We start from the raw sequence: 2,863 nt of genomic DNA on the forward strand, positions 1-2,863 counted from the left end.
CGGCGGGCCGCTCGGCGCGGTCGGGACGGTCATCCCCCGAGCCTACCGACCGGCCGCTAGGGTGGCCGCATGCCGACTGAGCCCGCCCCGTCTGACTCCGACTACCGCGCCGCCGTGGCCGCCCGGCTCGAGGAGATCCTCGCCGAGCACCGCGCCCGCGCGGCCGGCATCCACCCCGCCGCCGAGCCGGCCGTGGCGGCCCTCGCCCGCCTGACCGGAGCGGGGAAGCGCCTGCGGGCCGTGCTCACGTGGCTGGGCTGGCGGGCCGCCGGCGGGGCCGCGGACGACCCCCGGCCCGTCACCGCCGGGGCCGCGTTCGAGCTGTTCCAGGCCGCGGCCCTCGTCCACGACGACATCCTGGACCGCTCCGACACCCGCCGCGGCATGCCGAGCGTGCACCGGGCGTTCGAGGCCCGCCACCGCGAGCTCGGCTGGCGGCACGACGCGGAGCACTTCGGCGTGGCCGCGGCCATCCTGGCCGGCGACGTGGCGCTCGCCCTGAGCGACGCGACCTTCTCCCGCGCCCTCGAGGGCAGCGCCCGGCCGGAGCGCGCGCGGGCGGAGATGGAGCGGATGCGCTTCGAGGTGATGCTGGGCCAGTACCTCGACGTGGCCGCCGAGATGGCCCCGCCCGCGGCCGACCCGCAGGAGGCCGAGCGGGCGGCGTCCGCCGTCGTCGAGCACAAGGCGGCCCGCTACTCCGCCGTGCACCCCCTCGCCTTCGGCGGGTTGCTGGCCGGCGCCGACGACGCCCTCGAGGCCGCGTTCGAGGAGGTCAGCCTGCCGTTCGGGATCGCCTTCCAGCTCCAGGACGACCTGCTCGGGGTCTTCGGCGACCCCGAGGCCACGGGCAAGCCGGCTGGCGACGACCTGCGCGAGGGCAAGCGGACCGTGCTGGTGGCCCGCGCCTCGGCGCTGCTGCCCGAGGCGGAGGCCCGCGCCCTCGACGCCGAGCTCGGCGACCCGGACATGGCCGAGGCGCGCGTGCGCCACTGGCAGGACCGGCTGGAGGAGGTCGGCGCCCGCGCGTCCGTGGCGGACGAGGTGGCCCGCCTGTCCCGCCGCGCGGAGGACGGGCTGGCGGCGCTCGCTGACCACGGCGTGCCCGCGGCGGTGCGGGAGGAGCTGGCCGCGCTCATCCGCGCGTACACGGTGCGCGCGGCCTGAGGCCCCGGTCGGCGTCCCACCGGCCCGGACCTCCTCCTCACGCGGAGCGGGTCACCAGGCCAGGGCCTGGGCCCGCCGGCGCACCTCCGTCTTGTGGCCCTCGCGCAGGGCGTCCACGGGGCGGCCCGGCAGGGACTCGTCCTCCGTGAACAGCCAGCGCAGGGCCTCCCCGTCGTCGAACCCGGCGTCCTGCAGCAGCACGAGCGTGCCCCGCAGCGGCTCCAGGATCCCGGTCTCCGTGAGGAACGCCGCCGGCACGGAGCGCACGGGCGGGGCCGGGCGGCGCACGGCGAGCAGGCGGCGCTCGGACACCAGGTTGTGCACGCGGGTCACGCGGATGTCCAGGTGCTCGGCGACGTCCGGCACCGTCACCCACTCGCCCACGAGGGCGTCCAGGTCGGCGGGGATGGCGTCGGCGGGGGGCTCGGCGGTGGTCGCGGTGGTGTTCTCGGTGCTCACGCGGACACTGTACGCGGCCGCCCGGCGGCCCGCCCCGGACGACGACGGCCGCACGCGCGGGCTCCCCGGGGCCGGTCGGGGCGGTCCTCTACCCTGGTGGGCATGAGCAGCGCGCGCCGGGACCCGTTGGTCGGGACCACCGTCGAGGACCGGTACGAGGTCCTGGAGAGGGTGGCGCGCGGGGGCATGTCCACGGTCTACCGCGCACTCGACCACCGCCTGGACCGCATGGTCGCGCTGAAGGTCATGCACCCGCACCTGGCGGAGGACCCCGCGCTCGTGGCCCGGTTCGAGCGGGAGGCCAAGACCGCCGCCCGGATCTCCCACCCCCACGTCGTCGCCGTGCTGGACCAGGGCCACACCGTGGACGCATCCGGGGAGACGGTCGCCTACCTGGTGATGGAGTTCGTGGCGGGGCGGACCCTGCGCTCGGTGATCCGCGCCGAGGCGCCCCTGACCCCGCGCCGCGCCCTCGACCTGCTGCAGCCGACCCTGGCCGGCCTCGCGGCCGCCCACCGCGCGGGCCTGGTCCACCGGGACGTGAAGCCGGAGAACGTCCTGGTGCGCGAGGACGGCCGGGTGACGGTGGCGGACTTCGGCCTCTCCCGCGCCGCCACGGGCCACACCTCCACGGGCCAGGCCGTGCTCGGCACCCCCGCCTACCTCGCCCCGGAGCACATCGCCGGGGAGCACGCGGACACCCGGGCCGACGTCTACGCCGCCGGGATCCTGCTGTTCGAGCTGCTCACCGGCCGCCAGCCCTTCACCGCCGCCGGCCCCCTGCAGGTGGCCTACCGGCACCTGCACGAGCGCGTGCCGGTCCCCTCCACCCTCGTGCCCGGGCTCGCCGAGTCCCTCGACGACCTCGTGCTGTGGTGCACCGAGCCCGACCCCCGGGATCGCCCACAGGACGCCGTCGTCCTGCTCGGCGAGCTCGAGCGGGTCGGCGCCGGGCTCTCCGACGCCGAGCTGGACCACGTCCCGCCCGCCGCGGCCGGGGGCTCCGCGGGGCACGGGCGCCCCGCGGAGGACGAGGCGGACGACGACGGCGCGGACCCCGACGGTGCGGACATCGACATCGAGGAGCACCCGGACTCCGAGACCCTGCCGGTGCCGCGCCGCGCCGCGGACGGCCCCCGGGACGGGGCGCTCCCGCCCGACGACGACGCCACCCGCACCCTGCCCGTCGCCGTCGTGTCCGACGGTCGGGGCTCCGGGATGCCGGCTCGCCGTCGTG

3 protein-coding genes are annotated in these 2,863 nt (G+C 77.8%); 2 read left to right on the top strand and 1 reads right to left on the bottom strand.

Annotation, left to right across the window (positions count from 1 at the left end; genetic code table 11):
• The first annotated feature begins 69 nt into the window (after positions 1-69).
• Entirely contained in the window at positions 70-1,167 is a 1,098-nt protein-coding gene (locus tag Q4D18_RS06655) for a polyprenyl synthetase family protein (RefSeq protein ID WP_303126722.1), read from the top strand.
• Between the two features lie 51 nt (positions 1,168-1,218).
• Here the strand turns inward: Q4D18_RS06655 and Q4D18_RS06660 are convergent, their stop codons facing one another.
• Positions 1,219-1,575, bottom strand: a complete 357-nt coding sequence (locus Q4D18_RS06660) for an Rv2175c family DNA-binding protein (protein WP_303126724.1) — start codon at positions 1,573-1,575, stop codon at positions 1,219-1,221.
• A gap of 153 nt (positions 1,576-1,728) precedes the next feature.
• On the opposite strand from Q4D18_RS06660, the gene Q4D18_RS06665 reads away from it, so the two are divergent.
• A partial coding sequence (locus Q4D18_RS06665; protein ID WP_303126723.1) for a protein kinase occupies positions 1,729-2,863 on the top strand: 1,135 nt, incomplete at its 3' end.

The sequence above is a fragment of the Micrococcus sp. genome, assembly GCF_030523875.1.
In the GTDB taxonomy this organism is placed as follows: domain Bacteria; phylum Actinomycetota; class Actinomycetes; order Actinomycetales; family Micrococcaceae; genus Micrococcus.